23 protein-coding genes are annotated in these 23,032 nt (G+C 62.1%); 10 read left to right on the top strand and 13 right to left on the bottom strand.

The features are described from left to right. Window positions 1-105: 105 nt before the first annotated feature. A complete protein-coding gene (locus tag ACGJAX_RS23780) occupies window positions 106-1,179 on the bottom strand; it encodes a diguanylate cyclase domain-containing protein (protein WP_390956390.1) in 1,074 nt (357 codons plus the stop codon). A gap of 185 nt (window positions 1,180-1,364) precedes the next feature. On the opposite strand from ACGJAX_RS23780, the gene ACGJAX_RS23775 reads away from it, so the two are divergent. From ACGJAX_RS23775 to dmeF, 4 genes are all read left to right on the top strand, one after another. Continuing rightward, the gene (locus ACGJAX_RS23775; protein WP_090320571.1) at window positions 1,365-1,703 is read left to right on the top strand and encodes an FKBP-type peptidyl-prolyl cis-trans isomerase; all 339 of its coding nucleotides are present in this window, start codon (window positions 1,365-1,367) and stop codon (window positions 1,701-1,703) included. Then, on the top strand, window positions 1,696-2,199 hold the full coding sequence (locus ACGJAX_RS23770; protein ID WP_390956389.1) for an MEKHLA domain-containing protein: 504 nt from the start codon (window positions 1,696-1,698) through the stop codon (window positions 2,197-2,199). The genes ACGJAX_RS23775 and ACGJAX_RS23770 overlap by 8 nt, the downstream gene beginning before the upstream one ends. Window positions 2,200-2,333: 134 nt before the next feature. Then, complete coding sequence (locus tag ACGJAX_RS23765; RefSeq protein WP_390956388.1) at window positions 2,334-2,609, top strand: metal-sensing transcriptional repressor; 276 nt, start codon at window positions 2,334-2,336, stop codon at window positions 2,607-2,609. A 12-nt stretch (window positions 2,610-2,621) separates the two neighbouring features. Further along, on the top strand, window positions 2,622-3,548 hold the full coding sequence (gene dmeF, locus ACGJAX_RS23760; RefSeq protein WP_390956387.1) for a CDF family Co(II)/Ni(II) efflux transporter DmeF: 927 nt from the start codon (window positions 2,622-2,624) through the stop codon (window positions 3,546-3,548). Window positions 3,549-3,868: 320 nt separating this feature from the next. On the opposite strand, the gene ACGJAX_RS23755 is transcribed toward dmeF, so the two are convergent. From ACGJAX_RS23755 to ACGJAX_RS23735, 5 genes are all read right to left on the bottom strand, one after another. Beyond that, window positions 3,869-4,888 carry a branched-chain amino acid aminotransferase gene (locus ACGJAX_RS23755; protein WP_090320577.1) on the bottom strand — a complete coding sequence of 340 codons (1,020 nt, stop codon included), beginning with the start codon at window positions 4,886-4,888 and terminating at the stop codon, window positions 3,869-3,871. Between the two features lie 317 nt (window positions 4,889-5,205). Continuing rightward, complete coding sequence (gene lpdA, locus ACGJAX_RS23750) at window positions 5,206-6,588, bottom strand: dihydrolipoyl dehydrogenase (RefSeq protein WP_390956386.1); 1,383 nt, start codon at window positions 6,586-6,588, stop codon at window positions 5,206-5,208. A gap of 3 nt (window positions 6,589-6,591) precedes the next feature. Beyond that, window positions 6,592-7,866 carry a 2-oxo acid dehydrogenase subunit E2 gene (locus ACGJAX_RS23745; RefSeq protein ID WP_390956385.1) on the bottom strand — a complete coding sequence of 425 codons (1,275 nt, stop codon included), beginning with the start codon at window positions 7,864-7,866 and terminating at the stop codon, window positions 6,592-6,594. Further along, window positions 7,867-8,925, bottom strand: coding sequence for an alpha-ketoacid dehydrogenase subunit beta (locus tag ACGJAX_RS23740; RefSeq protein WP_090320586.1), 1,059 nt, complete (start codon window positions 8,923-8,925; stop codon window positions 7,867-7,869). Between the two features lies 1 nt (window position 8,926). Next, window positions 8,927-10,162 carry a 3-methyl-2-oxobutanoate dehydrogenase (2-methylpropanoyl-transferring) subunit alpha gene (locus ACGJAX_RS23735; protein WP_090320589.1) on the bottom strand — a complete coding sequence of 412 codons (1,236 nt, stop codon included), beginning with the start codon at window positions 10,160-10,162 and terminating at the stop codon, window positions 8,927-8,929. A gap of 186 nt (window positions 10,163-10,348) precedes the next feature. On the opposite strand from ACGJAX_RS23735, the gene bkdR reads away from it, so the two are divergent. After that, window positions 10,349-10,837 (top strand): Bkd operon transcriptional regulator BkdR, encoded by a 489-nt coding sequence (bkdR, locus tag ACGJAX_RS23730; RefSeq protein ID WP_008059350.1) that lies wholly within the window; start codon window positions 10,349-10,351, stop codon window positions 10,835-10,837. A 249-nt stretch (window positions 10,838-11,086) separates the two neighbouring features. On the opposite strand, the gene ACGJAX_RS23725 is transcribed toward bkdR, so the two are convergent. Continuing rightward, window positions 11,087-11,950 carry an MBL fold metallo-hydrolase gene (locus tag ACGJAX_RS23725; protein WP_390956384.1) on the bottom strand — a complete coding sequence of 288 codons (864 nt, stop codon included), beginning with the start codon at window positions 11,948-11,950 and terminating at the stop codon, window positions 11,087-11,089. Between the two features lie 162 nt (window positions 11,951-12,112). On the opposite strand from ACGJAX_RS23725, the gene ACGJAX_RS23720 reads away from it, so the two are divergent. The 3 genes from ACGJAX_RS23720 to nahK all read left to right on the top strand — a co-directional run bounded on the left by ACGJAX_RS23720 (window position 12,113) and on the right by nahK (window position 16,827). Next, a complete protein-coding gene (locus ACGJAX_RS23720) occupies window positions 12,113-12,919 on the top strand; it encodes a sulfite exporter TauE/SafE family protein (protein WP_090320594.1) in 807 nt (268 codons plus the stop codon). Between the two features lie 181 nt (window positions 12,920-13,100). Further along, window positions 13,101-14,264, top strand: coding sequence for a nitric oxide-sensing protein NosP (gene nosP, locus ACGJAX_RS23715; protein WP_390956383.1), 1,164 nt, complete (start codon window positions 13,101-13,103; stop codon window positions 14,262-14,264). Then, entirely contained in the window at window positions 14,194-16,827 is a 2,634-nt protein-coding gene (gene nahK, locus ACGJAX_RS23710; RefSeq protein WP_390956382.1) for a hybrid sensor histidine kinase/response regulator NahK/ErcS', read from the top strand. Before nosP ends, nahK begins: the two co-directional genes overlap by 71 nt. Window positions 16,828-17,045: 218 nt before the next feature. On the opposite strand, the gene ACGJAX_RS23705 is transcribed toward nahK, so the two are convergent. The 6 genes from ACGJAX_RS23705 to ACGJAX_RS23680 all read right to left on the bottom strand — a co-directional run bounded on the left by ACGJAX_RS23705 (window position 17,046) and on the right by ACGJAX_RS23680 (window position 22,136). Next, entirely contained in the window at window positions 17,046-17,711 is a 666-nt protein-coding gene (locus ACGJAX_RS23705; protein WP_090320603.1) for a response regulator transcription factor, read from the bottom strand. Between the two features lie 56 nt (window positions 17,712-17,767). Further along, window positions 17,768-18,325, bottom strand: a complete 558-nt coding sequence (locus tag ACGJAX_RS23700; RefSeq protein WP_390956381.1) for a rhodanese-like domain-containing protein — start codon at window positions 18,323-18,325, stop codon at window positions 17,768-17,770. Window positions 18,326-18,441: 116 nt separating this feature from the next. Beyond that, a complete protein-coding gene (locus ACGJAX_RS23695) occupies window positions 18,442-19,233 on the bottom strand; it encodes an ABC transporter permease (protein ID WP_090320609.1) in 792 nt (263 codons plus the stop codon). Beyond that, complete coding sequence (locus ACGJAX_RS23690; RefSeq protein WP_390956380.1) at window positions 19,230-19,961, bottom strand: ATP-binding cassette domain-containing protein; 732 nt, start codon at window positions 19,959-19,961, stop codon at window positions 19,230-19,232. The genes ACGJAX_RS23695 and ACGJAX_RS23690 overlap by 4 nt, the downstream gene beginning before the upstream one ends. Beyond that, window positions 19,958-20,917: a YVTN family beta-propeller repeat protein gene (locus ACGJAX_RS23685; RefSeq protein WP_247258019.1), complete on the bottom strand. Its 960-nt coding sequence runs from the start codon at window positions 20,915-20,917 to the stop codon at window positions 19,958-19,960. The genes ACGJAX_RS23690 and ACGJAX_RS23685 overlap by 4 nt, the downstream gene beginning before the upstream one ends. Window positions 20,918-20,951: 34 nt before the next feature. Next, on the bottom strand, window positions 20,952-22,136 hold the full coding sequence (locus ACGJAX_RS23680) for an ABC transporter substrate-binding protein (protein WP_390956379.1): 1,185 nt from the start codon (window positions 22,134-22,136) through the stop codon (window positions 20,952-20,954). Window positions 22,137-22,293: 157 nt separating this feature from the next. Here ACGJAX_RS23680 and ACGJAX_RS23675 point away from each other — a divergent pair, with 157 nt between their 5' ends. Continuing rightward, complete coding sequence (locus ACGJAX_RS23675; RefSeq protein WP_281198139.1) at window positions 22,294-22,416, top strand: hypothetical protein; 123 nt, start codon at window positions 22,294-22,296, stop codon at window positions 22,414-22,416. A gap of 151 nt (window positions 22,417-22,567) precedes the next feature. Continuing rightward, entirely contained in the window at window positions 22,568-23,029 is a 462-nt protein-coding gene (gene pedF, locus ACGJAX_RS23670; RefSeq protein WP_090320621.1) for a cytochrome c-550 PedF, read from the top strand. Window positions 23,030-23,032 lie beyond the last annotated feature (3 nt).

Here is a 23,032-nt window from a genome sequence, read left to right as displayed (position 1 = left end):
GGTGCACGGTTCTTATTGGGGCGGATAGTGGAACAGGGTGATTGATATGATAAGTGCGTTTTTGGCATGCATTGATGCGCAAGACGGATCAATGCTTTCGGGCGCTCACTCCACCCGGCTGTGGCTCAACGCCTGATCACCCAATCGGTACTGATTGTTCCCGCTGCGCTTGGCCGCATACATCGCCAGATCGGCAACGTGGATCAACCGGTCCATGCTCGGTGCATGGTCGGGGAACACGGCCACGCCCAGGCTGGTGCCGATATGGCGCTGGTCGTTGCCGATGGTGACGGGCGGGGAGAGTTCGACGAAGATTTTCTGACAGATGCTGCGCGCTTCGTCTTGCAGACAGCGGCCCTGAGGCAGCCCTTGAAGAATGACCACGAACTCATCGCCGCCGATGCGGGCGACGGTGTCGGTTGCGCGCAGGATCTTCTTGAGGCGGGTGGCGGTGGTGATCAGTACGCGGTCGCCGGCGGCGTGACCATAGTGGTCATTGATCGCCTTGAAGCCGTTGAGGTCGACGAACACCAGCGCCACCCGCGTATCGCTGACACGCGCCTGTTCCAGCGCTTCGGCCAGGCGCTCTTCGAGCACCAGCCGGTTGGGCAATCCCGTCAGCGGGTCAAAGTGCGCCAGGTGCCGCAGGTAATTGGCGGAAGCCTTTTCCTCGGTGATGTCGCGTACCACGCCCATCATCTTGATCGTTTCGTCCTGCTCGTTCTTCACCACGTTGCCGGTCTCGCGCAACCAGCGGATGGTGCCGTCGGGCCAGACCACGCGGTATTCCTCGTCGTGATTGTCACCGGTTTCCAGACAGCGCAGCTCGCCGGCCCGGACCCTGACCCGGTCATCCGGATGCACGCAGGCGCAGAACAAGGTGTAGGAGGGGGTCACTTCGCCGATCTTGAACCCGAACATGCCGTAGATCGCGTCTGACCAGTACAGCCTGTCAGTGTCGACATCCCAGTCCCAGGTGCCGATGCGGGCAAAGTACTGGCTGCGCTTGAAGCGCTCGGCGTCACCGTTCTGGTGGATGTTCTGCCCTTCGGAGAGGCGGTCGATCAGCGTGCGACATTCGCTCAGTTGCTTGCGTAATGTGCGCTCGCGCCACAGCAGCACGATGATCAACGTGAGTATTACCAGGCCAAGGGCAGCAGGGGTCGAAACAAATATCATTCTGGGGTGGCCATCATGGCGATGTGAACCGTCCGGGGAGGTTTGTTTATCCTACTTCAGGACACTTCGGTAAACAGCTTTCAACGCCGCGCTTGACGGCAGCAAGGGTTGCCAATCGAGCGCGGATCTGGGAAAACGGCGCCGGTCAGGCCCTTTTCGGGCGAGAGAGCATACGAGTGAATCCAATGAATGACGAGCTTCAGGTAATCGATCTGCAACCGGGTGACGGTAAAGCGGCCGTCAAAGGCGCATTGATCACCACCCAATACCGTGGATGGCTGGAAGACGGCACGGAATTCGATTCTTCCTACAGCCGGGGCAAGCCTTTTCAGTGCGTGATCGGCACCGGTCGCGTGATCAAGGGCTGGGATCAGGGCCTCATGGGCATGCAGGTCGGTGGCAAGCGCAAGTTGCTGGTACCGGCGCATCTGGCTTATGGCGAGCGGAGCATGGGCAAGATCACGCCGAACTCGAACCTGATTTTCGAGATTGAATTGCTTGAAGTGCTGACGCGTGATGATTGACCGTGATGGTCTGGAAAGGCCGATAGTGGCCATCGACGAATACGCCGCCGTTGAATGGCTGGACCGGTCTTATCGGCACTGGACCGGCGAAAACCTGCCGGCGCCAAACTCGCTGAAGGGCGCCGAACGCCTGTACTGGCTGCACGCCCACGCGCCTTACAGTCTGCTGGCCCATGGCAGCGAAGCCGATCCCTGCTTCTTTTACGCCAATGAACAGGCGCTCACCTGCTTCAAATACCCCCGCGAGCAGTTTTTGGGCATGCCATCGCGCTTCAGTGCCTCGCCGTTGGACCGGGCCATGCGCCAGACCCTGCTCGAACAAGTCAGCGCCCATGGCATCGCCCACGGGTACAGCGGTTATCGGGTGGACCGCCATGGCCATCCGTTCATGATTCACGAAGGCAAGGTCTGGACCCTGATTGACCGCGATGGCGTTCACCGTGGGCAGGCCGCGCTTTTCTGGCCGGATGCCGGGCGTGTGGGCCTGATTGATTGATCGATACAGCCGGTGGTACGAGCCGGCTCGTCACCGCGCCAATACACCTCTCTGAATAATTCTTGCGTCAACGCCTTGCCAACTCTCGGGCTATCGGTGACTATGCACGCCAGATAGGGGTAGGGGGTATAGGTATGTCGCACATTCACGAACACAAAGATGACTTGCTCAAACGGGTGCGGCGCATCGCCGGCCAGGTCCAGGCCGTGGAGCGCTCGCTTGAGTCGGATGCCGATTGCGCCAAGACGTTGCACTTGGTCGCGGCCATCCGCGGGGCGGTCAACGGGTTGCTGGAACAGTTCATCGACGCCCACGCCCGTGAGCACGTCGCACATCCGGGACTCAGTGACGAAGCCCGCGCCGAAGGTCTGGAAGACTTGTTGCAAGCCATTCGTCGTTATTCGAAATAGAGATCTGGAACCATGACACTGACACCACAGGCTGCGCGCTTTTCTCACGACCATGTGTTTCTGGGCGCCTCCCATGACGACAATGCCCGCCGCACCCTATGGGTGGTGGTTCTGACGTTTGTAATGATGATCGGCGAAATTGCCGCCGGCTACATCACCGGTTCGATGGCGTTGCTGGCCGACGGCTTTCATATGGCAACCCATGCCGTAGCCCTGGGCATCGCCGCGGCGGCTTATGGCTTCGCTCGCCGACACGCCAACAACGCGCGTTACAGCTTTGGTACCGGCAAGGTCGGGGATCTGGCCGGGTTTGCCTCGGCCATGGTGCTGGGGCTGGTATCGATCGGCATTGCGGGTGAATCCATCCTGCGCCTGTTCCAGCCGACGACCGTGGCCTTCACCGAGGCGACAGTGATTGCGGTGGTGGGGCTGGTGGTGAACATCGTCAGTGCCTTCCTGCTGGCGGGCGATCACGGTCACCACGATCACGGGCACAGCCATGACCACGGCCATCATCACCATCATGACAACAACCTGCGCTCGGCTTACGTGCATGTACTGGCCGACGCCCTGACCTCGATCCTGGCGATTGCCGCCTTGCTGGCGGGGCGCTATCTGGGCTGGGTCTGGCTCGACCCGGTGATGGGGATTGTCGGCGCGATCGTGATTGCGAAATGGGCGCTCGGATTGATGCGCGACAGCGCCGCCGTACTACTGGACGCCACGGACGAACACGTCGCTGAGGAAATTCGCGAGTTGCTTGAGTCTTCAGACGATGTGCGCATCAGCGACCTGCATGTCTGGCAGGTCGGCCCGCAGGCACGGGCGGCGATCGTCAGTGTCGTGGCGGCGGCGAACATCAGCGCCGACACCATCCGCGAACGCCTGGCGCCGGTGCATGAACTGTCCCACCTGACGGTAGAACTGCGCAGCGTTTAACCAGGTAACACGCGTCATCGTTAACGACCATCGCCAGCAGGCTGGCTCCTACACAGGAGTCTACCCACGCACAGGTAGCGCGATACCTGTAGGAGCGAGCCTGCTCGCGATGGACTCAAATACGCCGCGTTTAACCAGGCCACACGCGTTATCGTTAACGCCCATCGCCAGCAGGCTGGCTCCCACAGGGCAGCGCGTGTGCCAGCAAATAACGAGTTCGAGCGTTAGCTCGCCTTGTCGAACGAAACACGCAAAACACGCTTAAAACAAAGCCCCCCATCGGCAGGCCGATGGGGGGCTTTTGTGCATCTGGCGTCGGGTCAGACCTTGACGATCCAGCCTGCTGGCGCTTCGATGTCGCCGGTTTGCACGCCGGTCAGCTCTTTGTAGAGCTTCTGGGTGATCGGGCCGACTTCGGTTTCGCTGTGGAACACATGCAGGTGGTCGTTGTAGCTGATGCCGCCGATCGGCGTGATCACCGCAGCAGTACCGCAGGCACCGGCTTCCTTGAAGTCCGACAGCTTGTCGATGAACACGTCGCCTTCGACAACTTCCAGGCCCAGGCGGGTTTTCGCCAGTTCGATCAGCGACAGACGGGTGATGCCCGGCAGCACGGAGGGCGAGTTCGGGGTCACGAACTTGTTGTCGTGGGTGATCCCGAAGAAGTTGGCCGAACCGACTTCCTCGATCTTCTTGTGGGTCATTGGGTCCAGATAGATCGCGTCGGCGAAATGCGCCTTCTTGGCCTGGGAGCCCGGCATCAGGCTGGCCGCGTAGTTGCCACCGACCTTGGCCGCACCGGTACCTTGCGGGGCGGCGCGGTCGTAGCTGGAGATCAGGAAGTTATGCGGGGTCAGGCCACCCTTGAAGTAGGCGCCTACCGGGATGCAGAAGATCGAGAAGATGAACTCGGGTGCGGTACGCACGCCGATGTTGTCGCCGACGCCGATCACGAACGGACGCAGGTACAGCGCGCCGCCGGTGCCGTAAGGCGGAATGAAACGCTCGTTGGCGCGAACCACTTCCTTGCACGCTTCGATGAACTGCTCGGTGGACACGTGCGGCATCAGCAGGCGGGCGCAACTGCGTTGCATGCGCGCGGCGTTCTGGTCCGGACGGAACAGGTTGATCGAGCCGTCCTTGCAACGATAGGCCTTCAGGCCTTCGAAGCATTGCTGGCCATAGTGAAGGGCCGTGGAGCCTTCGCTGATGTGCAGCACGTTGTCTTCGGTCAGGGTGCCTTTGTCCCACTCGCCATTACGCCAGTGCGACAGATAGCGCTTGTCGGTCTTGATGTAGTCAAAACCCAGCTTGTCCCAATTGATGCTCTCGTTACCCATGACACCCTCTATCACTTAACAACCGCCGAAACGGTTCAAGGCTTCTGACGTTTTTCCGGATGGGCACAACAATACTTCATTCCGGGCCGGTTTCGCAGCCCGGACGATGGGGGGATAGGCAAAAATCGTAGCTTGCTTATTAAACTCCCATTGTTCTCGCATGTTTCACCCCCTTTTTGTGGCGAGGGAGCTTGCTCCCGCTTCAGTGCGCAGCACTGGTAAAACTTGCCACTGTGGTGCATCGGATGTTCCGCAGTGGCAGGTTTGGGGCCGCTTCGCAGCCCAGCGGGAGCAAGCTCCCTCGCCAGGGGGCGCATTTACAGATGCAACGCGTGCCCCAGCGCCCGCAATGCCGCTTCCTGCACTGCCTCGCCCAACGTCGGGTGCGCATGAATCGTGCCGCCGATGTCCTCCAGTTGCGCGCCCATCTCCAGGCTTTGCGCAAAGGCCGTGGACAACTCGGACACCCCGACGCCTACCGCCTGCCAACCGACAATCACATGATTGTCGCGACGGGCGACCACGCGCACGAAGCCGCTTTTCGACTCCAGGGTCATTGCCCGGCCATTGGCAGCGAACGGGAAGCTGGAAACGATGCAGTCCAGTCCGGCAGCCTTGGCTTCATCCGGCGTCTGGCCGACCACCACCAATTCCGGGTCGGTGAAGCACACCGCAGCGATGGCCGTCGGGTTGAACTCACGGGATTTGCCGCTGATCAGTTCGGCGACCATCTCGCCCTGGGCCATGGCCCGGTGCGCGAGCATCGGTTCGCCGCTGAGGTCGCCGATGGCGTAGACGTTACGCATGCTGGTCTGGCAGCGGTTGTCGATCTTGATCGACGAGCCGTTCATCGCCAGGTCCAGCGCTTCAAGGTTCCAGCCCTGGGTGTTCGGCTTGCGGCCGACGGCCACCAGTACCTGATCGGTTTCCAGGTTCAGGGTGTCGCCGTTGGGGGCCAGAACTTGCAGGGTATTTGCTTTTGAATCAAAGCCTTGAACGCTGTGCTTCAAGTAAAGCTTCACGCCGAGCTTTTTCAGTTCTTCGTGCACCGGCTGGGTCAGTTCGGCGTCGTAGGCCGGCAGAATCCGCTCCTGCGCCTCGACCACGCTGACCTCGGCACCGAGCTTGCGATAAGCGATGCCCAGTTCCAGGCCGATGTAACCGCCACCGACCACAATCAGCCGTTTCGGTATCGATTTCGGTGCCAGGGCTTCGGTGGACGAAATGATCGGCCCGCCAATCGGCAGCATCGGCAGGTTAACGCTCTTCGAACCCGTGGCCAGCACCAGGTGCTCACATTGAATGCGGGTGTCGCCGACTTCGACGGTCTTGCCGTCGATGACCTTGGCCCAGCCTTGAATGACCTGGACCTTGTTCTTTTTCAGCAGCGCGGCGACGCCGGTGGTCAGGCGATCAACGATGCCGTCTTTCCACTCGACGCTCTTGCCGATGTCCAGGGTCGGCGCCGACACGCTGATGCCCAGGGCCGAATGCTGGCTGTGCTGTTGCGTCTGGTGAAACTGCTCGGCGACGTGGATCAGTGCCTTGGATGGAATGCAGCCGATGTTCAGGCAGGTGCCGCCCAGGGACTGGCCTTCTACCAGAATGGTGGCAATGCCCAACTGGCCGGCACGGATCGCCGTCACGTAACCGCCGGGACCGCCGCCGATGATCAGCAGCGTGGTGTTCAGAGTTTGCATGACTTACTCCACAAACAGGGTGGCGGGTTGTTCGAGCAGGCCACGCACGGCCTGGATGAATTGCGCCGCGTCCATGCCGTCGACCACGCGGTGATCGAAGGAGCTGGAGAGGTTCATCATCTTGCGAATCACGATCTGGCCTTTGATCACCATTGGCCGTTCGACGATTTTGTTCACGCCGACAATCGCCACTTCCGGCAGGTTCAGCACCGGCGTACTGACGATGCCGCCCAACGCGCCGAGGCTGGTCAGGGTGATGCTCGAACCGGACAGTTCATCGCGGCTGGCCTTGCCATTGCGTGCGGCCGTGGCCAGACGGGCGATTTCTGCCGCGCTGTCCCACAGACTGCGGGCTTCGGCGTGGCGCACCACCGGCACCATCAAGCCGATGTCGGCCTGGGTGGCGATCCCCACATGCACCGCGCCGAGGCGGGTGATGACCTGGGCTTCGTCGTCGTAACGGGCGTTGATCTGCGGGAAGTCGCGCAGGGCGACGACCAGGGCGCGGACCAGGAAGGGCAGCAAGGTCAGCTTGCCGCGAGTGGCGCCGTGTTTTTCGTTGAGGTGCGCGCGCAGCTCTTCCACGGCGGTGACGTCGATTTCTTCGACGTAGCTGAAATGCGCGGCGCGCTGCGTGGCGTCCTGCATGCGCTGGGCGATCTTGCGGCGCATGCCGATCACCGGGATCTGCTCTTCATCGTTGCGCTGGGCGTAAGCGCTGCTGACGCTCGACGCATTCGACTGGCCCTGGGCCAGGTAGGTCTCGAGGTCTTCGTGCAACACCCGACCGGCCGGGCCGGTGCCGCGTACCAGACGCAACTGGATGCCCAGGTCCAGCGCATGCTTGCGCACGGCCGGGGACGCCAACGGACGCTCATTCGCTTCACGGGCCACCATCGGGCCCTGGCACACGGCCGGGCGTGGCGCAGCGGCTGCGACTGGTTTGCTTTCGACCACGGCTTCCACTTTCGGGGCTGCAACCGCTGCTTCTTTGACAGGGGCCGCTGGCTGAGCCGACTCTTTAACGTTGCCCGCACCTTCGACTTCAATGCTGATCAGCACACTGCCGACCGCCATGACTTCGCCTGGCTGACCGCCAAGGGCGATGACTTTGCCATGCACCGGCGACGGGATATCGACCATCGCCTTGTCGGTCATGACATCGGCCAGCACCTGATCTTCGACGACCATGTCGCCGACCTTGACGTGCCATACCGACAATTCAACTTCTGCAATGCCTTCGCCAATGTCCGGCATTTTAATGACGTGCGTGCCCATTCAGACCTCCATGACCCGTTTCAAAGCCGCGCCCACTCGGGACGGACCAGGGAAATACGCCCACTCCTGCGCGTGCGGGTAGGGGGTGTCCCAACCGGTGACGCGTTCGATCGGCGCTTCCAGGTGGTGGAAGCAGTGCTCTTGCACCAGCGCTGTCAGTTCGGCACCGAAACCGCAAGTACGGGTGGCTTCGTGAACGATCACGCAGCGCCCGGTTTTCTTCACCGACTTGACGATGGTTTCCAGGTCCAGCGGCCACAGGCTGCGCAGGTCGATGACTTCGGCATCGACGCCGCTTTCTTCGGCGGCGACCAGCGACACGTACACCGTGGTGCCGTAGGTCAGAACGGTGACATCCTTGCCCGGACGGGCGATGGCGGCCACGTCGAGTGGCACGGTGTAGTAGCCGTCCGGAACCTGAGCGGCGGGGTGTTTTGACCAAGGGGTCACCGGACGGTCGTGGTGGCCGTCGAACGGGCCGTTGTACAGGCGCTTGGGCTCAAGGAAGATCACCGGGTCATCGTTTTCGATGGAGGCGATCAACAGGCCCTTGGCATCGTAGGGGTTGGATGGCATGACGGTGCGCAGGCCGCACACTTGAGTGAACAGTGCTTCGATGCTCTGGCTGTGGGTCTGGCCGCCGTAGATGCCGCCGCCGCAGGGCATGCGCAGGGTCAGCGGCGCGGTGAACTCGCCGGCCGAGCGATAACGCAGGCGGGCGGCTTCGGAAATGATCTGGTCGTAGGCCGGGTAGACGTAGTCGGCGAACTGGATCTCCACCACCGGACGCAGTCCGTAGGCGCCCATGCCCACGGCAGTACCGACGATGCCGCTCTCGGAGATCGGCGCATCGAACACCCGCGAGGTGCCGTACTTGGCCTGCAGGCCTTCGGTGCAACGGAACACGCCACCGAAGTAGCCGACGTCCTGGCCGAACACCACAACATTGTCGTCACGCTCAAGCATCACATCCATGGCCGAGCGCAGGGCCTGGATCATGGTCATGGTGGTCGTGGTCATGGCGGTGTCCAACTGAATATTGTTGTTGTGATCGTTCATGTCAGATCCCCAGTTGCTGACGCTGGCGCTTCAAGTGCTCCGGCATCTCTTTGTAGACGTCTTCGAACATGGTCGCGGCGCTCGGAATCTGGCCACCGGCGAGGGTGCCGTACTGTTCGGCTTCCTTCTGCGCGGCGATCACTTCGGCTTCCAGTTCGGCGCTGACCGCGGCGTGTTCCTCTTCGGACCAGTGGCCGACCTTGATCAGGTGCTGCTTGAGGCGCGCGATCGGGTCGCCCAACGGGAAGTGGCTCCAGTCGTCGGCAGGGCGGTATTTGGACGGATCGTCGGAGGTCGAGTGCGGGCCGGCACGGTAGGTGACCCATTCGATCATGGTCGGGCCGAGGTTGCGGCGGGCGCGTTCGGCAGCCCAGGCAGAGGCAGCGTAGACCGCATAGAAATCGTTGCCATCGACCCGCAGCGAGGCGATGCCGCAACCGACGCCACGACCGGCGAAGGTGGTCGCTTCGCCACCGGCGATGGCCTGGAAGGTGGAGATCGCCCACTGGTTGTTGACCACGTTGAGGATCACCGGCGCGCGGTACACATGGGCGAAGGTCAGGGCAGTGTGGAAGTCCGATTCGGCGGTGGCGCCGTCGCCGATCCACGCCGAGGCGATTTTGGTGTCGCCCTTGATCGCCGAGGCCATGCCCCAGCCCACCGCTTGCACGAACTGGGTGGCGAGGTTGCCGGAGATGGTGAAGAAACCCGCGTCCTTGACCGAGTACATGATCGGCAACTGACGGCCCTTGAGCGGATCGCGTTCGTTGGACAGCAGTTGGCAGATCAGGCCCACCAGCGGCACTTCGCGGGCCATCAGGATGCTTTGCTGACGGTAGGTCGGGAAGCACATGTCGTCGATGTTCAACGCCAGGGCCTGGCCGCTGCCGATGGCTTCTTCGCCGAGGCTCTGCATGTAGAACGACATTTTCTTCTGGCGCTGGGCGACCACCATGCGGTTGTCATAGATCCGCGTCTTGAGCATGGCGCGCATGCCTTTGCGCAGGATCTCGACCGGCACGCCTTCAGCCCATGGGCCGAGGGCATTGCCCTGGTCGTCGAGCACGCGAATCAGGCCCTTGGCCAGATCGGCGGTATCGGCGGGTTCAACGTCAATGGAGGGTTTGCGCACCGTGCCGGCGTCGGTCAGACGCAGGTAGGAGAAGTCGGTTTTGCAGCCGGGACGGCCCGAAGGTTCGGGAACGTGCAGACGCAGCGGTTCGTACGCTTGGTTCATGGCTTCTACGCTCGATCTTGTGAATTTCTTGTAGTGAGCTGACAGATTTCGGTCTTGTAGAAGAAATCTTGTCCTACAAACATCATAGGCCCGGCCAAGAAGAATATTTCTCTCTGTTTCGTTGCGCTCAAGATCATTTACAGATAAAAAATCTGCATAAACATAAAAAACAGGTGGTTTTGTCTCATGCGCAAACTGGACCGTACCGATATCGGCATTCTCAACAGCCTTCAGGAGAACGCGCGGATCACCAATGCCGACCTCGCACGCTCGGTGAACCTCTCGCCGACCCCCTGTTTCAACCGGGTCAAGGCGATGGAGGAACTGGGTCTGATTCGCGAGCAAGTGACCCTGCTCGATGCCGACCTGCTGGGGCTGCACGTGAACGTGTTCATCCATGTCAGCCTGGAAAAGCAGGTGGAGGAGGCGTTGCAGCATTTCGAAGAGGCGATTTCCGATCGCCCGGAAGTCATGGAGTGCTACCTGATGGCGGGCGACCCGGATTATCTGATCCGCGTTCTGGTACCGACGATCCAGTCCCTGGAGCGCTTCATGATGGACTTTCTGACCAAAGTGCCGGGGGTGGCGAATATCCGTTCGAGCTTTGCGCTCAAGCAGGTGCGCTACAAGACCGCGCTGCCGTTGCCGGCCAACGGGTTGACCCTGGGCACCTGAACAACCGAAAGCCCCGCAGGAGCGAGCCTGCTCGCGATGGGCGTGAACGATAACACTGGTACCTGGATGAACGCGGTGCTCTTACGTCCATCGCGAGCAGGCTCGCTCCTACAGTGTTTTTGGTCGCCCTAAGATTCCGCAGACACCCACAACCCCTGTGGGAGCGTGGCTTGCCGGCGATGGCGTCTGCACAGTCAACATCAACGTCGCCTGACACACCGCCATCGCCGGAAAGCCATGCACCCGCAATCAGAGTTTATTCAGCGGGATTTTCAGATAGACCACGCCATTGTCTTCTGCCGGCGGCATGTTCCCCGCCCGCACATTCACCTGGATCGCCGGCAGCAACAGCGTCGGCATGCCCAACCCGGCGTCGCGGTGGGTGCGCATGGTGACGAAGGTGCCTTCGTCGATGCCGTCATGCACATGGATATTGCTTTTTCGTTGTTCGCCGACGGTGGTCTGGCATTGCGCTTGCCGACCTTCGGGCGGGTAGTCGTGGCAGACGTAAAGTTTCACATCGGCCGGGAAGGCCAGCAGTCTCTGGATCGAAGCGTAAAGATGATGAGCATTGCCGCCGGGGAAGTCGCAACGTGCGGTGCCCACGTCCGGCATGAACAGGGTGTCGCCCACCAGGATCTGCTCGCCGTCGATGAGATAGGCCATGTCCGCCGGGGTGTGGCCAGGGACATGCAGCGCGGTGGCCTTGAGGTTGCCGATGCTGAAGGACTCGTCCGGGGCGAACAGATGGTCGAACTGCGAACCGTCCACGCAGAACTCCGGCTCAAGATTGAACAGTGCCTTGAACACGTTCTGGACCTTGCTGATTGACGCGCCGATGGCAATCTTGCCGCCCAGTTCCCGACGCAAATAGGGCGCGGCCGACAGGTGGTCGGCATGGGCGTGGGTTTCCAGCAGCCATTGCACCTGCAACTGATGTTGGCGAACGAAAGCGATGATCCGGTCGGCCTGGGTGGTGGCGGTGCGCCCGGCGGCCGGGTCGTAGTCGAGCACCGGGTCGACGATTGCGCACTGGCTGCCATCGGCTTCGTAGATCACGTAACTGTAGGTCGACGAGGCAGGGTCGAGGAAGGCTTCAATCAAGGCGGGCATGGGGGCGGTTTCTGTTTGGTAGAGCATTGAGGGTAGTTTCATTCTCACCGGGTTGACCAGCCCCGAGTCGAATCCATGCGGTAAAAAAGCCGTGCGGGCTCTATCCTGTCACTCAATCGATACCGGGCGTTCCCGGCTTTTTCCGTGGATCATGAGCGTTTTATGGGGCTGGCGAGTTTTTTTGGGGTGGTGATGGGATTGGTGCTCGGCTTGACCGGTGCCGGCGGCGGGATTCTTGCGGTTCCCGCGCTGGTACTGGGGCTGGGCTGGAGCATGACCCAGGCCGCGCCCGTCGCGCTGTTTGCGGTGGGCAGCGCGGCAGCGGTCGGGGCGCTTGATGGTTTGCGCCATGGCCTGGTGCGTTACCGCGCGGCCCTGCTGATTGCCCTGCTGGGGGCGGTCTTTTCGCCGGTCGGGATCTACTTCGCCCATCAGATGCCGGAAAAAATCCTGATGATCCTGTTCAGCCTGCTGATGGTCATGGTGGCCGGGCGGATGTTGCGTCGTGAGCGCCAGGAAGAGGGCCCGAGCGATCACGGTCACGCCAACTGGGGCCAGAAAAACTGCATGCTCGACCAGCACACCGGGCGGTTTTCCTGGACCGCCAAGTGCACCGCGACCCTCGCGGCCCTCGGCGCAGTGACCGGTGTGGTCTCGGGTCTGTTGGGTGTGGGGGGCGGATTCCTGATTGTCCCGGCCTTCAAGCAACTGACCGATGTGCAGATGCGCGGAATCATCGCCACCTCTTTGATGGTGATCAGCCTGATCTCGGCCATTGGCGTGATCGGCGCCTTGCATGCCGGGGTTCGCATCGATGGTCTGGGCTACGCGTTCATTGCCTCGAGCATCGTCGGCATGATCATCGGCCGAAAACTCAGCGCACGGGTGCCCGCCCGGGCATTGCAGGTGGGCTTTGCCAGCATCTGCCTGGTGGTCGCGGCCTACATGCTTTTGAAGGCGGCCATGTAGCCGGGGCCTGTGGCGTGCAGCGAAGAAGCGCTCCCGAGCCTGATGACTGTGCTCGTCACGGCCCGCTCCGTCTCCCTCTCATCCCATTGAAGCGACTACCCGCTACCCAAGTAGCATAGGTCGCTTCCCGCTGGCTTCGTACACTCGTACCTCATACACACGCACCTGCGGGGGGGCGACGATGCAGGAGGTCCAGAACGAAGGTATCGTCAGCGCGATGTCCCAGGCCACCGATGCCCTGCAAGTGGCGCAGGAGCTGGCGCGGCAGTTGTTGCACCCGCACCTGGGCTTCGTGCTGTTCTTCTGTTCCGCCGAGTACGATTTGCAGGCGCTGGGGCAGGCCCTGGAACAAAGCTTCGGCGGCATTCGTTTGGCGGGCTGCACCAGCGCCGGTGAAATCACTCCCCTGGGGTATGGGCGCAATTGCGTGACGGCGGTCGGTTTCGATCACCGGCACTTCTCCATCGCCCTCGAACTGATCGACGAGATGGAACGCTTCAGCCTGATCGACGCCCAGCAAATGGTCGAGCGCCTGGTCGGCGGCTGTCGCAGCAACACCCTGGCACCGATCAAGGGCAACAGCTTTGCCCTGACCTTGCTCGACGGCCTGTCCAGCCGCGAAGAAATGGTCCTGGCGGCCTTGAGCGCCGCGCTGGGCGACATTCCGCATTTCGGCGGTTCGGCCGGCGACGACAACTACCTGACCCACACCCATGTCTACTTCGACGGTGAGTTTCACAGCGGCGCGGCGGTGGTGGTGCTGGTCAATACCTGGCTGGACTTCGAAGTGTTCACCACCCATCACATCCTGCCCCGGGCGGAAAAACTTGTGGTCACCGGGGCCGACAGCGCTTCGCGGCGGGTCTTCGAACTCAATGCCGAGCCGGCCGCCGCCGAGTACGCCCGACACATCGGGGTGCCAGTGGCCGAACTCGATCACCGGATCTTCGCCGCGCATCCCTTGGCGGTGCGGATCAACGAGCAGTATTACGTGCGCGCCATTCAGCAGGTTCATGCCGATTTGAGCCTGAGTTTCTATTGCGCCGTGGAGAACGGCATCGTCCTCACCGCCATGACCCCCGGCCCAATGCTGCCGAACCTGCAGAGCCTGTTCGACGGCTTGCAGGAACGCCTCGGCGATTTGCTGCTGACCATTGGCTGCGACTGTTTTCTGCGGCGTCTGGAACTGGAAGACGACGGTAGCCTGGAACGGATCGGCGCCTTTTTGCGCGAGCAGCGGGTGATGGGGTTCAACACCTACGGAGAACAGTTCAATGGCATGCACATCAACCAAACGTTCACCGGGGTCGCCATTGCCCGAGGGCGTTCCCTCGGACTGCGCTGAGCTACGGGCGCAAATTGCCGGCCTGCAACACGACAACCAGAAACTGCAACGCATCAACGCCGCGTTGATTGAACGCATCGAGTCCGGCATCACCCGGGGCAATGATCCCTACGCCGCGTTCCAGCATTCGGTGGTGCTGGCCGAGCAGGTGCGGGAACGCACCGACGCGTTGAACCAGGCCATGGCCGAGCTCAAGGCGGGCAACCATTTGCTCAGCGAAGCACGCTTGCGCGCGGAAACGGCTCATCGACACCTAATCGACGCGATCGAGAGTATCTCCGACGCCTTTGTGCTGTTCGATGCCCAGCAATGCATCGTCCTGTTCAACAGTCGCTTCAAGGCCTTTTGGAGCAACAGCCGGGTACGGATCAACGCCGGTATGCGCCTGACCGAGGTCAAGCGCCTGATGATGAACAACGGCCTGTTCAGCGAAGAGCCGCGCGGGCATGCCGACGAAAACCTGTTGTATCGCCTGCAGGATGGTCGCTGGTTGCAAGTCAGCGAGCGGCCGACCCAGGAAGGCGGGCGGGTGATCCTGTTCACCGACATCACCGACGTCAAACTCAGCGAAACCGTGCGCCGCGAGCAAGCAGTGGCGCAGAAGTCGCATCTGTTGCAACGGGCGGTGGACAACCTTTCCCAAGGGGTGGCGATGGTCAACGCCGACGGCATCCTGGAACTGTGGAATCGCCGGTTTCTCGAACTCAGTGGCCTGGCACCGGTAGCGGCGCATAGATCTTTTGCCGAAGTGATCGCCGACAGCGAATTGACCCTGCTGACCCCGGCCAGCCGCGACGCCAACGGGCGGCCCATGCAGGAATGCGAGCAACGCCTTTACGATGGCCGGGTCCTGGAGATTCGCACCCATCCGCTGCCCATGGGCGGATTCGTCAACACCTTCACCGACATCACCGAACGCTACCAGCACGCCGAAGCCCTGAGCGAAAGCGAGCGCTGGATTCGCCTGATCACCGACCATGTGCCGGCATTGATCGCCTATCTGAATGCCGATCTGGTCTACGAATTCACCAACAAGGTCTACGAGGAGTGGTACTGCTGGCCACGGGGCGTGATGCTCGGCCAACGCTTGCGCGAAGTGCACAGCGAACAACATTACCAGCGCCTGGAGTCCTACGTGGCCAGGGCGTTGGCGGGCGAGAGCGTGACCTTCGAGGTCGCCGAAACCAACGTCAATAACCAGGAACGCTACATGTTGCGTTCCTACGTGCCCAATCGGCTGGCCAGCGGTGAGGTGGTGGGGATTTTCGTATTGATCCGCGACATCACCGAACGCCGCCGTACCGCCGAGGCCTTGCACCAGGCCTATCAGAATCTGGAGCTGCGGGTGCGCGAACGCACCGCTGAACTGACCACCCTCAACGACCAGTTGCTGCGTGAGATCGAGGAGCGTCGCCGGGTCGAATCACGCTTGCGCGAGGCCAAGCAGGAGGCCGAGCAAGCCAATCTGTCGAAGACCAAGTTTCTCGCGGCCGTCAGTCATGACCTGCTGCAACCCTTGAACGCGGCGCGGTTGTTCACCAGCGCCTTGCTGGAACGCCGGGAAGCGGTCAGCAACGAGGTGCTGGTGCGCAATGTCAGCAACTCCCTGGAGGACGTGGAAAACCTGTTGGGCACCCTGGTGGATATTTCCAAGCTCGATGCCGGGGTGATCAAGGCTGACATCGCGCCGTTCGCCCTGAGCGAGCTGTTGGACACCCTGGCGGCGGAATACACCCAGGTCGCCCGCAGTGAAGGTCTGGAGCTGCATTTCATCGCCTGTTCGGCACTGGTGCGCAGCGATATCCAGTTGTTGGCGCGCATCCTGCGCAACCTGCTGAGCAATGCCATTCGCTACACCTACAGCGGTCGCGTGGTACTGGGTTGCAGGCGCCATCACCAGCGCCTGTCGATTCAGGTCTGGGACAGCGGCATGGGCATTGCCGAAAACCGTCTGGAGGAGATTTTCCAGGAGTTCAAGCGTGGCGATGTGCAACGCCCGGATCAGGATCGCGGACTCGGGCTGGGCCTGGCGATCGTCGAAAAAATCGCCGGCATTCTCGGGCATAGGGTCCAGGTGCGCTCATGGCCGGGCAAGGGCTCGATGTTCTGCGTCGAAGTGCCATTGAGCGCCACCGCCCCGCAAGCAGCCCCCGGTTTACCGATGAGCGAGCCGATGCTCGAGCGGCTGCGCGGGGCACGGGTCTGGGTGCTGGACAACGATGCGACCATCTGCGCCGGCATGCGCACGCTGCTGGAAGGCTGGGGCTGCCGGGTGGTCACGGCGCTGTCGGAAGAGGACCTGGCACGGCAAGTGGACAACTACCACGCCGACGCGGACCTGCTGATCGCCGACTATCACCTGGACAACGAACAGAACGGTGTGGACGCCGTGGCGCGGATCAATGCCCGGCGCGGCAAACCGATCCCGGCGATGATGATCACCGCCAACTACAGCAACGAGCTCAAGCAGCAGATCCGCGAACTGGGGCACACCCTGATGCACAAGCCGGTACGGCCGATGAAGCTCAAGACAGCCATGAGCCATTTGCTCGCACGGCCCTGACTTCCCCGGTGTGGGCGCCCCCCCTGTAGGAGCGAGCGTGCTCGCGATGGTCGTCAACGATGACGCGGGCTGTCTGAATGCCCGCGTTGCCCGGACGTTCATCGTCGGAACGCCGCCCGGAGCAGGCTCGCTCCTACAGTGGATGGGGGGCACCTGCGGGTGATTGGTTGCTCCGGGCGGCGTTCCGACGATAGCCGCGATGCGGTCTTCAGGCAGACTCACCGCCGCAAATACGACCCGAAATCAATGTCCCCGGCACTCAGGATTGCCTGCACCCGGTTGTGCACGTTGAGCTTGCGCAGGATCGCCGAGACGTGGGCCTTGACCGTGGTTTCGGCGATTTCCAGGGTGTAGGCGATCTGTTTGTTGGACTCGCCCTTGGTCATGCGTTCCAGCACCTGCAATTGCTTGCGGGTCAGGGCCTGGAGCAGCTCCGGCGGGAAGCTCGGGGTGTCGTTCATCCGCCGGTGGGTGCCGGCTCTGGCCGAGCGGATAATGTCCGGGGGCAAGTAGACATTGCCGTTGAGAATCTGTTGGATCGCGTCGGTCATCTGGCTGCGGGGCGAGGATTTGGTGATGAAGCCCACCGCGCCGTAAGTGATGGCCTGCAGGACGATTTGCTTGTCTTGCTCGGCAGACACGATCACCACCGGAATGGTCGGCGCTTCGTTGCGCAGGTTGATCAAGCCATTGAGCCCATGCATGCCGGGCATGTTCAGGTCGAGCAGGATCAGGTCCAGGTCATCGTGCTCCCGGGTCAGGGCCAGGGCGCTGTCCAGGTCGGCGGTTTCCATCACTTCGCTGCCGGCAAAGCCGTCGCTGATGACGTTGTGGATGGCTTCGCGAAACAGCGGGTGATCATCGGCAATCAGAATTTTGTACATAGCCTTTCACCTCATTATTTTGATTATGGTGTGGCAACAACACGCACGCGTAAAGCTCAGGGAAAGGGTTCGGGCCGGGCCGGCGTCACCGGCAGGTTGGCCGCCTGCCAGGCGTCCACTCCGTCACGGTACCAATACAGTGTCTTATAGCCCAGGGTGGCCGCGCGTTTGACCGCGTTCCAGCTCAACCAACAGTCGGAGCGGCAGTAAAAGACCAGCGGTTGCATCGGATCTCCGGCGGTCAGCTTTTTCAGGTTGTCAGCGAAATAGTCCTGCCACTGTGGCGTCAGCTCACCGTCACCGGTGTTGGCCAGCCAATGGCTGCCGGGCAGGTTTTCGTGGGGCGTGTCTTCGATGAAGCGGCCTTGCAGCCATTGCCGGCGGTAGACGTCGATCAGCAGCGGGCGCGGGGTCTGTTCAAGCAGGCTTTGCAGGGCCGGGGTGTCGACGAGTGTCGCGCCCTGCAGCTGGCCTGGCGTCGGGCTGCGGTACAGGTCGATGCGATAGCCCTCTGCGGAAAACAGCGGGGCTTGAGCGTGGGCGTTGCCCAGCCACAGGCTCAGCGACAACGCAGCAAGAGAGAGACGCAGCAGGCGATGTCGGGCATGCGGCATGGGTTCAGTCCTTATCGTTATGAGCCCATTACATGCCAGTCGCGCTGCGTTTGGAATGCGACCATAGACAGGAAAACCAGTACTAAAGTAGTAAATTTGGTCCGGCAGAAGGTCTGTCAGCCGGATTTGCGCAGGGCGGCGTGTTGCGGGTTGAACGTCAGCACAGCCAGCAGCGAAAACAGCAGGGTCAGCCCCACGCACACCGCCAGCGCCAGGGCATTGAAGCGTTCATACAAGGCAAACCGCACCAGTTCCACGGCATGGGTGAACGGGTTCAGGGCACACAACCAGTACAACCACTCACTGGACTCGCGCATCTTCCACAGCGGGTACAGGGCCGACGACAGGAAAAACAGCGGGAAGATCACGAAATTCATCACCCCGGCAAAGTTCTCCAGCTGGCGGATCGCGTTCGACAGCAAAAGGCCCAGGGCACTGAGCATCAACGCCACCAGCAACAACGCCGGCAGGGCCAACAGCAGGCCCATGGCCGGCGGTTGCACGCCGTAGACCCAGGCAATGGCCAGAAACGCGTACACCTGCAACAACGAAATCAGCGCCGTGGCCAACAGCTTGCTGCACAGCAGAAAGGTCCGGGGCAGGGGGCTGGTCAACAGCACGCGCATGCTGCCCATCTCGCGGTCGTAAACCATCGACAGCGAACCCTGCATGCCGTTGAACAGCAGGATCATGCAGGCCAGGCCCGGAATGATGTACACCTCATAGGGAATGTAGGTGTCGTAGGGCTCGATGATCGCGATGCCAAGGGCGGCGCGAAAACCCGCGGCGAACACCAACAGCCATAACAGGGGCCGCACCAGCGCGCTGAGAAACCGCGTGCGTTGCAGGACGAAACGCAGCCATTCGCGCAGCACGATGCCGCTGAAACATTGCCAGTACGCATTCATCGGGCAGCTCCGGATGTGGTCAGACGGGTGAAGACCGAACCCAGATCGCCGCCGTGTGCCAGGCTCAGCGCATCGGCCTGCCCGCTGGCGACCAGCCGGCCTTGATGGAGGATCAGCAAGTCATCGCTGGGCTGCACTTCGTCGAGCAAGTGGGTGGTCCAGAGCACACTGATGCCCTGCTCGCGGCACAGGTTGCGAATGTGCTGGTTGAGCGCCAGGCGGCTGGCGGGATCGAGTCCGACACTGGCTTCGTCGAGCAGCAGAAGACGCGGTTCATGCAGCAGGGCGCGGGCAATTTCCACCCGCCGGCGATGGCCGCCATTGAGCTCGCGTACCCGATCGCGCCGGCGTTCGGTCAGGGCCTGCCGGGCCAGTTCCGCCTCGACCCGGAGGGCGCTCTGGCGCCTGGACAGGCCATGCAGCGCCGCGTGATAACGCAGGTTCTGCTCGACGCTGAGGTCCAGGTCGAGGGTGCTTTGTTGAAACACCACGCCCAACTGCCTGAGCGCTGGCCGTGGTGTCTTCGACAACGAACAGCCACCGACGCGGATGTCACCGCGCTGCACGTCATAGAGCCGGGTCAGCAAGGCGATCAGGGTCGATTTGCCGGCACCGTTTGGCCCCAGCAGCGCCGCGAAGCGCCCCGGCGCCAGACTGAAACTCACTTGGCGCAAGGCCTCTCGGGCTCCGTAGGCGAAGCTCAGGTCGACGACCTCCAGGGCGTTCATGGGGTCACCACCACGCCCCAGGGATAGCGTCCGACCTTCACGGATTTGGTGACCTTGAGGCTATCGACATCAATCACCGAAACGTCACCGCTGACGCCATTGGTGGCCAGCAACTGCTTTTGATCCGGGGTAAACGCCATCTGCCAGACCCGTCGCCCCACCAGTAGGTAGTCGAGAATCTCGAAGGTCCTGGCATCGATCACCGCCACATGGTTGGCCGGGCCCAGCGCAACGAAGCCGTACTTGCCATCGGCGCTGAGCTTGACACCCACCGGCTGGACCTTGTCCGGGTGCACGCCCTTGATCTGGAAGTTCAGGGTCTTGAGGATCTTGCGGCTGGCCACATCGAGAATGGTCACGGTGCCGCCGATTTCCGCCGACGCCCACAGCTGCGAACCATCCGCCGAAAACTCGACAAAACGCGGGCGTTGATCCACCAGGGTGCTGTCAGTCAGGGTCTGGGTGCCGGTATCGATCCAGTGCAGCATGTTGGTGGTTTCGCTGGTGTTCACCGCCCACTTGCCATCGGGGCTGACGGCCATGCCTTCGGGTTCGACGCCGACGTTGATCTGGCTGAGGACCTTGGACGTTTCGGTGTCGATCACCGTGACCAGCGCATCGTCCTCGTTGGACACATACAACCAGCGATTGTTGGGGTGCAGGGCGAACTGCTCGGGATCCTTGCCCGAAGGCAACTCCTTGATGATCTTGCGCGTGGCCACGTCCATCACCTGCACCCGGTCCGAGTCGCTGGCGCAGATGTACAGCAGCTTGTTGTCATGGGACAGCAGCAGACCGCGCGGGCGCTGGCCGACGGGCAGGGTGTCGGTGACTTGCAGGGTCTGCATGTCGATCAGGCTCAGGCTGTTGTCCTTTTCGTTGGAGACCCAGGCGGTGCTGGCCGTGGCGTGCCCGGCGGCGAGCAGCAGGGCGCATGAAAGCAGGGTGCGGCGCATGGCGGATTCCTTGTTGTTGTTGTCGTTGTTGTGCTCAGGGAAAGCGGCAGCTGACCTCGGGCTTGTCGTAACCCAGGCTGTCCATCTCGTTGAAGGGGTGCAGAAAGCCGTCCTGGGGCGAGGTGCTGACCAGTGCCCGGGGCTGGACGATGGGAATCGGTTGCCGCAACTGGCCGTTCCACGGCCGATAACTGAGCTTGCGGCCCTTGAAGCCGTCCAGCGGCAGTTGATCGCTGATTTCCAGGTCACGGATCGCCATGGGCTCGGTCTGGCGCAGTTTGCTCACGGCACTGGCGATGCTGCGCACGGCCATCCACGCGGCGAAGTCACGGTCGTTCATCCAGCGTCCGGCCAGGGCTTCGAAGCGTTTTTGCAACTGCGCGGCGCCGTAGGTTTCCACGGTTTTGTGCCAGCCCACCGGGGTCAAGCCTTGGGTGCCCGCCACCGGGCGCGGGTACCAGGTCTGGTACGGCACGTATTCGCCAAAATCGCCGCGTTCATCGGCCACCAACACCACGTCATATTCAGCGGTCTGGGTGAACAGTGGCATGTCGGCCTGGGCGCTGCGTCGTTGATCGTTGTCGAAACTCCAGGCCTTTTCCGCCACCAGTTGCAGGCCGAAGCGTTTCGCCGCGCGGCGCAGGGCGGCGGCGTAGGCTTGATCGTCCGCGGTCGGGCCGACGATCAGCAGCGCCCGCTGCCATTTGCGCACCACCAGAAATTGCCCCAGGGCATCGGCGAGCATCGCCCGGCTGGGCAGGCTGTGCAGCACGTTCGGCAGGCAATCGGTGGTGCGCAGGCTGTCGTCCGGGCTGCCGGCGTTGAACAACAGACTGTCGGGAAGCACCGCGCTGAGCCGGCGCAGGGTCTCTGCCGGCGCGTTCACCACAAACAGCCGCAGGCCTTCTGCGTGCTGGGCCTTGGCGGCTTCGATCAACGCATCCGCATTGTCGGCGCTGGCACTCACCAGGCTGTAGCTGTGGTTGAGAAAGCGCCCGGTGCTGTTGCTGTCGGTGATCGCCAGTTCGGCGCCACGCAACCCGGAATCGCTCGGTTCGGGAATGACGTTCGACAGCAGTGGTCCGGGGGCGGGGCGATAACCCAGGTAGCCAACCCGTACCTGCAATGAAGCGTCCGCTGCCTGGCTCTGAGTCGCCAGGCCGGCAGCGCAGGCAATCGCCAGCAGATAGAACAAGGCGTAAGGGGCAAGCTGGCGCATAGGGCACTCCTTAACAGGTAGCGCCAGCATAGGAAGGCCGTGGAACCGTGGAAATATGCAGAAAGTACCGATGAGGCAGTACCAAGGTCGTAACCCGCGGCAAACGGCGCGGTTCTAGCATGGGCAGCAACGACCGTCATTCTGGATGGGACTGACCATGCGTATTCTCAAGGCACTGCTCTTGCCGTTTCTGCTGATTCTTACCCTGATCGGCGTTGACAGGCTTCACGCCCCGCGTCCCGTGCCGCCCCAGGTCCTGCCCCTGACACCGGGTCGCTAGCACCGCCGAGGTGCGAGTGCGCCACAAGCTCTACGACCAAGGGAGGAGGTCGCGACCACCAAAGCAGCATGGGGCCGGCGCGGCGGGGTTCCTAAGATGATCGCCATAGCCTCTGCCAAGAGGTTTTGCGTGCAATCTTGAGGGCATAACAATGACAACAAAACGCAACGCCTTGCTCGCTGCCGGACTGCTGGCCGGCTTTATCAGTGCAGGTTCCGTATGGGCCCACGGCAACGTGGTGCCTCAGGCCGTCGAAACCAAAGGCCTGACGCCGATCAAGGATGCCGGCGTGAAGGTGGATGGCGATGGCTGGGCCGCCGAGAACCCGTACCGCAACTCCCCGGAGCACGACAAGGCCCTGGAAATCGGCTCGTCGGCCTACACCCAGAACTGCGCGGCCTGCCACGGTCTGGAGGCCATATCAGGCGGAATCGCACCGGATTTGCGCAAGCTTGATGTCGGCGATGCCGGCGACGAGTGGTTCGTCGAACGGGTGCGCAACGGGGCGGTGCGAGACGGTCGGGTCTACATGCCGAAGATGGCCGACTACCTGAGCCAGGAAGCCCTGTGGGCGGTCCGCACTTATCTGGATAGCGTCCACATCGAGGAGTAACCC

The organism is Pseudomonas moorei (genome assembly GCF_042846945.1).
Lineage (GTDB): Bacteria > Pseudomonadota > Gammaproteobacteria > Pseudomonadales > Pseudomonadaceae > Aquipseudomonas > Aquipseudomonas moorei.
This window is presented reverse-complemented; position numbering and strand designations above follow the sequence as displayed.